At 58.4% G+C, this 7,578-nt stretch carries 7 protein-coding genes; 2 read left to right on the forward strand and 5 right to left on the reverse strand.

Features of this window, described 5'->3' with window-relative positions; all coding sequences use genetic code 11:
- Positions 1-361: 361 nt before the first annotated feature.
- The 4 genes from RMO15_RS24880 to RMO15_RS24895 are packed head-to-tail and all read right to left on the reverse strand — an operon-like array spanning position 362 to position 2,962.
- Entirely contained in the window at positions 362-1,057 is a 696-nt protein-coding gene (locus RMO15_RS24880) for a hypothetical protein (protein ID WP_309718993.1), read from the reverse strand.
- A 12-nt stretch (positions 1,058-1,069) separates the two neighbouring features.
- Positions 1,070-1,948, reverse strand: a complete 879-nt coding sequence (locus RMO15_RS24885; RefSeq protein WP_309718995.1) for a tetratricopeptide repeat protein — start codon at positions 1,946-1,948, stop codon at positions 1,070-1,072.
- Positions 1,949-1,961: 13 nt separating this feature from the next.
- Positions 1,962-2,255, reverse strand: coding sequence for an MGMT family protein (locus RMO15_RS24890; protein ID WP_309718998.1), 294 nt, complete (start codon positions 2,253-2,255; stop codon positions 1,962-1,964).
- Positions 2,256-2,284: 29 nt separating this feature from the next.
- On the reverse strand, positions 2,285-2,962 hold the full coding sequence (locus RMO15_RS24895) for a 3D domain-containing protein (protein ID WP_309719001.1): 678 nt from the start codon (positions 2,960-2,962) through the stop codon (positions 2,285-2,287).
- A 300-nt stretch (positions 2,963-3,262) separates the two neighbouring features.
- Between RMO15_RS24895 and RMO15_RS24900 the strand changes: the two genes are divergently transcribed.
- Both RMO15_RS24900 and rsmA read left to right on the forward strand, forming a co-directional pair.
- Positions 3,263-4,132 (forward strand): hypothetical protein, encoded by an 870-nt coding sequence (locus RMO15_RS24900; protein ID WP_309719004.1) that lies wholly within the window; start codon positions 3,263-3,265, stop codon positions 4,130-4,132.
- Between the two features lie 2 nt (positions 4,133-4,134).
- On the forward strand, positions 4,135-4,977 hold the full coding sequence (gene rsmA, locus RMO15_RS24905) for a 16S rRNA (adenine(1518)-N(6)/adenine(1519)-N(6))-dimethyltransferase RsmA (protein WP_309719007.1): 843 nt from the start codon (positions 4,135-4,137) through the stop codon (positions 4,975-4,977).
- A 155-nt stretch (positions 4,978-5,132) separates the two neighbouring features.
- Here rsmA and RMO15_RS24910 read toward each other — a convergent pair.
- Positions 5,133-7,578 (reverse strand): hypothetical protein (locus RMO15_RS24910; RefSeq protein WP_369016161.1); only part of this gene is annotated, 2,446 nt, incomplete at its 5' end.

Here is a 7,578-nt window from a genome sequence, read left to right on the forward strand (position 1 = left end):
GAGGCGGGCGGCGAGCGGCTCTCCACGCCGGAGTACGCCCACCAGCACGATTCCCAATGCGCCTTTGTTACGCTCAACGATCTCGTGGGCGATTCGGGTAAGAGCCCGCCGGACATCGCCGCTATCCATGACTTGTGTCTCGTTCATAAAAATGCTTTTCTCAGCAAAACGCCTCCCTGATTCTCTATGAGAGGAAGCAGGGAGGCGCAGGAAAAGCCGCACCAACGACTTTGTTGACACTAAGTTCTCACGCACATCCTTGTTTGTCTCTCTGGACAGTGTCTACCTCACGGGGTAGTTTACAAGGCAATTTACAGTTGTCTGGAGTCAGTGTAGCACGCCCACGGCGGACTTGCCAACCTTACTCGAAGGTCTCGCGCTTTGGCTCAGTACCTTCCTCTTTAGGTTTTTCGCGCTTTATCTCGGGAGCATTCGCCACATTAATCGTCCCCATTTCCTGAGCCTGCGGCGTCTGCGGCACATTGGGCTGCATCAAAGGCGAACCGATCGGAACCGTACGTGCAATGGCGCGAAACGGCAGAGCGATGTAGAGTTCCACGTCCCCGGAGCTAAAATCCATCAGTGCCGTGGCATTAGAGGGAATGCGCTTGGGTAAAACGCGATCGTCTACGTTCACGTCACGATGGGCCAGCTCACCTCCAGGCAGCGAGACCTGGTACTTAACACTTCGAGCGTAGGTATCACCATTGAGGTTATCCGCAGAGAGCAGCCGGGCCATCACGGGTGCGCCATTGGTAACCAGATGCTCTGCCCGTGCGAGGTGCTGACGAAGTTTCAGGGGAAAGTACACCAGGCCAGCGATTCCTGCTAACAATAACGGAATACTAAAGGGAATACTGCCCCCGCGCTTCGTAATGGCAAGACCAAAAAGAGCAAAGCCAACCGCAAGTAGCACTCCAGCCACTCCCGTGAGAAGCACCACATTCGGCCGATTACGGTCGGGGTAGTCCTCAAAAGCGATAAGACGTCGTGGAGTCGTATCCATCAGCTCAGGCTCGGGTGCCCAAGCATCATCGACGTTTACATTCATAGCCATGGTGAAAAAATCCTAGTGATAGTAGTACTGTCGCCAGCCCGGTTGGTTATCAGGGACAAGATGGCTAAGCTGTGCTGCCAGTACTGCAATGGCTGTCTCTGAAAGAGAAAAACCGCGCTGTTGGGAGGCATCTAGTGGGTCACGAAGAAGCCGAAGCCGAAAGAGCATGTCATCTGAAGCAATCGTAAGGATCTGCCGAATCTGGTAGCGCTCCAGAAGGTCAATCGCCATACGACAGGCTTCCTGAAGCTCTGTCTCAGGGTTTAGCTCCAAGGTACGCTGGAATGCCTCACAGGAGCCCGAGAGAAGGCCTGCTTGCTGGAGAACGACGCCGCGCTTGAAGTGGTGTGCAGGCTCAAAAGGATCGAGGCGAATCATCTCATCGGTGAGGCGCAGAGCACGATCGTACTGGCCACGGTGCAGGTACGCCGTCGAGAGTAGGTCACGGGCATGAATCGAGCGGGGCTTGAGTTCTAGAAGCGCTCGTCCATGACGAATCGCATCGTCGTAGCGCCCAATCTCAACGCAGACATCGGCGAGGGCTTCGCGAGAGACGGGACAATCCGGGACATGCGCCACTGCCGTCTCCAAGATCTCGCGGGCTTCTCCTGCACGACGCCACTGCCGAAGCAGGTTTGCCAAGCGGACGTAGCCACGAGTTGAGTCGGGGAGTGCGTGCACCAGGGTTTTGAGCTGAGCCACAGCCTCCTCAATCCGCCCGGACGCAGCCAGCGCATCGGCTTGATGAAGCCAGCGCCACTCGTCCGCGGGGAGGGGAAGTGAGTCCACCTCGGAAATTAAAGAAGTTGCCTTGCCTGCCACCAATCCTCCATGAAAGGCATTATACTCATTTTTTAAAAAAAAGCTTCTCTGGCACAGAAATTGCCGCACAATTGCGTGTTTTTTACCAGAAAAAAGTATGGGGCACACGCCCCTTGGTATCAAAGACAACCCCTTCTTGTTCAAGACGACGGCGCTGCTCTGCCGCCAGCACAGGAGAGTAACGCCCCACGCGCAGGGTTCCATCGCTGCCCACAACACGGTGCCAGGGAACGTGATCTTCTTGGGCACAGTGCGCCATCGCACTCCCAACAGTTCGGGGACGGGCCCCTACCCGGTCTCCCACTTCCCCATAGCTCAGCACAAAGCCCGCCGGGATTGTGCGGACGAAAGCATAGATCGCTTCGAAATCATCCATAATCCGGCGGGCCTCTTGGGGAGTCTAGTCTAGTCTAGGATAACGACACGGACTTTGCGGCGACCATACTGATTGGCCACACGATCCGAGTTGAAGGCTAGATCAATGCGCATTCCCTTGATCGCGCCCCCGGTGTCCTCAGCACGGCACTCGCCGTAACCTTCGACATACAGCCGCGTTCCGAGTTTGATGACACGGGGATCCACAGCAACCACACCGTAGCGCACGCGGGTGTTCATGAAAGTTCGATCGCCCCACTGACCATTCTCGCCCGGCCCATAGCCGGTCGCAGTCAGGGTGAGAACGCGCTTACCTTCGTAGCGGGAGAGGCTTCCCAAAGTCCCACGAGAGCTGAGTGCTCCACGGGAGGCTGCGGTCTCTTTCTTAGCCGGTGCGACGACCTTCATGGGCGTAGGAGCAACTTTGGGAGCATTTGCAGGTGATTTGGACTCGATCGAGACCTGCATTCCCTCGCTCAGAGGAGCAGTCAGGGGAACGGAGATCTTCTGATCTTCCGTCAGGGTGAGTTTCTGCTCTTGCAGAAGCTGACTCACCGTCAGTGCGCTAGTACGGAGAACGTGGTTCTCCCCCTTGATCATCAGGATCACGGTCTGCACCTTGGTTGCGCCCGTCTGTGCAAAGGCTACAAGGCTGGTCAGAACGACCAAGGTAGCAGCGACAGAGCGCGTATAAGTTGTGAAGGGCATGGATGCCTCCTTTCTCGGTGGGGAGACACAAGGTCACCCTCCGCAGTCAGAGACGAACGCCAATTTGGGTCCGCCAATCGGCAGGATTGCCGACATGGTGTGCTTCAAAAAAAACGTTTCCGCTTTTATTAAAACCGGTAGAGTATAGCCCTAGAGATTGTTACTGTCAACCTATCCTTCACTATATATGTATTATTTGACAGTTATTCATAATTCACCCATCCTAAAAAAAGATTAAATCCGCACAAAGAAGGAACGCCACTTCGTGGTGCCTAACCCTAGAATCGAGTATCCTAAACTATGTCTTTTGACCCCAAGCGCTATGTCATCAAAGTCCAGGGAAACCGTGAGTACCTCCCTGTCTCGGCCCGCCTCATCTGGTTTCGAAGTGAGCACCCCGACTGGGGAATTGTCACCGAGGTTATCGAGATCAACCATGAGAAGCAGTTTGCCATCTTCCGTGCGAGCATCTTCAACGAGGACGGTAGGCTCATCGCCACAGCCACGAAGAAAGAGGACGTGAAAGGCTTTGGCGACTATATTGAGAAGGCAGAGACGGGCTCCGTCGGACGTGCCCTAGCAATGTGTGGTTACGGTGCCCAGTTCGCGCCAGAGCTTGAGGAGAGTGGCCCCCGCCGTGGTGCCGCGACCGGCCCTCGTATGCCCCCCCCTCCTCCTGGTCCGAGCAACTACGGCCCTCCTCAGCGTGTTGCCCCGGCGCCACAAGTCGCTCCACCTATGCAGCAGCGCCCACCCGCTCCGATAATGCGGGATGAGCTGCCGCCGCCCTTTGATGAAGACGAAGCACCTCGTGCTCCTGCGCCGCGACCCGCTCCCTCACCCCAACCAGCGCGTCCCCTTCCGCCCCAGGCCGATTTACCAGCCGACTTGCCCCCCATGCGCACGGCTGCATCGCTCCCGCGACCAGCGCCGCGCCTGATCCCGAGTGACCCTAGTCCTGCCATGCAAGCGCGTCCCGTCTCAGCGAATGCCCCAATCCAGCGCGTCCGAGAGCCCGAGCGTGAGATGCCCGATCCGGGCGGCGATGAAGATCTGGATGGCCTGGACGACCCCTTCGCCGATGAAGACGCACCACCGCCACCGCCACGGGGTGCTGCTCGTCCCCCGGCTCGGCCTGCGCCCCGCAAACCCTCAGATAGCTTGCTTTAACCTTGGAATTAACACGTCCGACGGAGCTGAAGGCCCTGCTAGAGCGGCATGGGCTTCAGCTCGCCCGGCGCTTTGGGCAGCACTTTCTGGTGGACCGCAACCACCTCGACAAGATTATCGCTGCTGCCGCGCTCACCCTCGACGACACGGTTCTGGAGATCGGGCCGGGCGCGGGTGTGCTCACCCGTGAGCTTGCCAAACACGCCGGGTCAGTCGTCTCCATTGAGCTGGATCGCAACCTCCCCGCCGTTCTGGCGGAAGTGATGGTGGAGTTTGATAACTGGCGCTTGATCGAGGCGGATGCCCTGAAATATGACTGGAGCATGCTGGGGGCAACAAAAGTGGTGGCCAATATCCCCTATAACATCACCTCCCCCCTGATCGTCAAGATGCTGGAGCACCGCCCTGTGTTCTCGTCCATCACGCTACTGGTACAGAAAGAAGTCGCGGATCGGGCAAAAGCGACGCCTGACTCCGGTACCTACGGCTCCCTCTCGGTGTTTATGCAGTTCTACGCCACCGTGAGCGTCCCCGCAAACGTCCCACGAAACGCCTTTTTCCCACCCCCCAAAGTAGAGTCGGCGATCTTGCACCTAACACCGCATGCTATGCCTCCAGTGGACGTTCCCTCGCCCGAAGCCTTCTTCGCCGTGAGCCGCGCCGCGTTTGGCCAGCGCCGCAAAGTGCTTCTCGGAGCGCTCTCACACGGCATGGATCGCCCCCGCGACGAGATTCTCGCGGCGCTCGAAAAAGCAAGTGTTGATCCCCAGCGCCGCGCCGAGACGCTGCACTTAGACGAGATCGCCGCTATCGCCCGCGCACTTTTTAGCCGCCCCATGGAATGAGGCGTCTGCAGTAGCCTGCGGCTGCAAAGCCCGTTCCGGGCTGGCCTCCCCCCCGGCGGCATCACCACCGACCCCTTCCGGCAAGCGAAGGGGGAAATACGCTCGGGAGCCCGGCACGGGCTTTGCGGCACGCAGTGCCATTGCAGACGCCGGTTTTAACCGACGGACACACGAGGAGGAGCCAGTAGCCCAGAGGGGTAGAGTTGGTAGTCGTCGCTCCAGTTGTCGCCACCTGTCACCCAGTGCCCCGGCCCGTACGCGACTTGCAGCTTGGGAATGAGATGGAGCGGCCCAAAGAGATTGCGGCGGGTCAGCACAACGGTAACGTCGCAGCCTTCTCCCGTCATCGTTGCCATGTATGGAGGCCAAGGAATCGTCTGGTCGTTCACCCGCACGCACGCTCCGCCGATTTCGGGAAGCTCCAACACTCCCTCGAAAGCGGGTAAGTGATACGTTACGCAGCCCGTGTAGAACGACAAGCCTTGCTCGCATAGATCACCAACGGAGAGGGTCTCCGGGAGCGGGATGATTATTCGCTTCGGGCCGTCGAGGCGCACGCCGAAGTCGCCGAGCAGATAGATCGTCTCCAGATCGGAGTCGCGCCGAAACTCCGTGGTCAGTGTGATTGTGTTCTCCCCTACTTTGAGGGCTCCATCCGGCACTTCCAGGAGCTTGAAGCAGGCGTCGATCCAACCTCCCCCGGCTCGTTCCTCGCCACCCCCTCCGGCTTCGCGAAGGGGGATACGGTGGTCTTCCGAAAGCCCCTTTCCCAGCGAGGAACGAGCGCCCGGGAGAGGGGTTTGGGGAGAGGTTAATCTGGGAGAGGTTCCATTTACCAAAACAGTGAAGCGTTCGGGACGTTCAATGGCAAGTGCGAGAGGCCCATCGGGCAGTGTCTCGACCTCAAAGGTGAACCGGAGCGTGAGTTTTCCTAATACAGGAGGCTCGCCGTGGAACTTCTCGGCGTACCAGGGCTGCACCATCTCCCCGCCGCGCACCTCCAGCCCAAAGTGCCGCCGCACAGCTTGATCAATCTTCAAAATCTCTTCCGCATTGTCCCCCCATCGGACGGGGGTTAGGGGGTTGGCAGGAGTCAACTCCCACGTCGCGGTATCGAGAACCAGTGTGTTGGGCTCATCGAGAGAGTAGGCAAACGGGCCCGGAAGTTCGGTTCCCTCCTGACTCTCAGATATTTCCTTTGTAAGGGATACTCCATCTTTCCCACGCAGAATCACACAAACCAGCTCACCAGGGAGCAAGCTCAGTCGCAACATCGGGCCGCCAACATAACGAATCGGTGGCTCCAGTCTTGTCCCAGTCAGGCAGTCCCACACCTCAACCGCTTCGCCTTGTCGAAGCACAACGTCCAGCCGGGTAGAGACTTCACGGTTTGAGTTCAATGCAACGATTGCTTCGTCGCGCAGATAACCATCTGACGCGATTAGGCGGCGGGACTGCGCAAAAACTTCAGGAGACGGAGAGGATGTCCTTTGCCCTCTATACAGTTTTTCCAGAAGTGCCTCACTGCCCCAGTTACTGCCCTGACATCTCGCAGCAAGTTTTTTAGCACGATCCGATTGCACACCATCCACAGAGGTAGGAGGCTCACCGACAAAGATGACCTGCCCCCCTGTACCTGCCGCAACAAACTCCTCTAAAAGCTCAAGGGTAGTGGAGCGGATATTTGTGAGCCCACCGACAATAACTGTTTCGTAGCTACATTCTCCAACGTCAAATAGCGGCGAGGCTTTGCTTTGGGTGCCGAAGACCTTGCCGTGCTCGGCGAGGATGCCTTCGTCGCCGTAGTCAAAGTCTATTTGTGCGCCTTGGAGCCAGTGGAAGAGCTCGGCGAACTGGGTCTCTAGCTTCTGAATGGCGGGGGCTTTGGGGCCGAGGCCGTTGCACCAGCCGGGGTGGATCTGCGCCCAGACGCTCTCGACGGGATGAATCACGAGCACATTGCAGATGGGCTCGCCTTGGGAGAGAAGAAATCCGAGGCGGGCGAAGTAGGTCTCGACGGTGCTGTAGTCTTTCCACCAGGCGCTCTGGTGGAGGATGCTGGCGGGGTAGTCGCGCTTGGCCTCGCCCTCCATCGTGTACCACGAGAGATGGTGACAGCGCAGGTTGACGCCAAAGAGCGCCTGCCAGTCCCCGACGTGCTTATGCCCCTCCAGCCCCATCTGCCAGCCGGTGCAGCCGTAGAGCTCGCTCATCAGCCAGGGTTTCCCGAACTGCCGCCCGACACTCTGGAGCTGCTTGGCGACCCAGAAGGCTTTGTTGCCCTCGGTGAGCAAGTCCATGCCGGGGTACTGCATGAACTCATAACAGCGCATCATCGAGCCGTTCATCGCTACTTGGGAGGTTAAGTTGTCTTCGTGGAGGAAGTGCCCGGTGAGAACCAGATTGTGCTCGCTGCACCAAGCGTCCATGGGCTTGCAGAAGTTCCCGGTGAACAGCTTCAGGCAAAGCTCGACGTACTTCCACTTAGTCGGATGGACACTCCGGCCGTCGGGGAACAAGAAAATCTCCGGCAGGTGCGCGAGGAGGTCATCGCCGTAGGCAGTCTCCCAGTGCTCGGGCATTTTGGGGGTCCAAGGGACG

The organism is Armatimonas sp., assembly GCF_031410135.1.
Lineage (GTDB): Bacteria > Armatimonadota > Armatimonadia > Armatimonadales > Armatimonadaceae > Armatimonas.

Excerpts from the sequence above, each read along its gene's own strand:
- RMO15_RS24895 (WP_309719001.1), bottom strand. The coding sequence starts at position 2,962 with ATGCCCTTCACAACTTATACGCGCTCTGTCGCTGCTACCTTGGTCGTT.
- RMO15_RS24900 (WP_309719004.1), top strand. The coding sequence starts at position 3,263 with ATGTCTTTTGACCCCAAGCGCTATGTCATCAAAGTCCAGGGAAACCGT.
- RMO15_RS24890 (WP_309718998.1), bottom strand. The coding sequence starts at position 2,255 with ATGGATGATTTCGAAGCGATCTATGCTTTCGTCCGCACAATCCCGGCG.
- RMO15_RS24880 (WP_309718993.1), bottom strand. The coding sequence starts at position 1,057 with ATGGCTATGAATGTAAACGTCGATGATGCTTGGGCACCCGAGCCTGAG.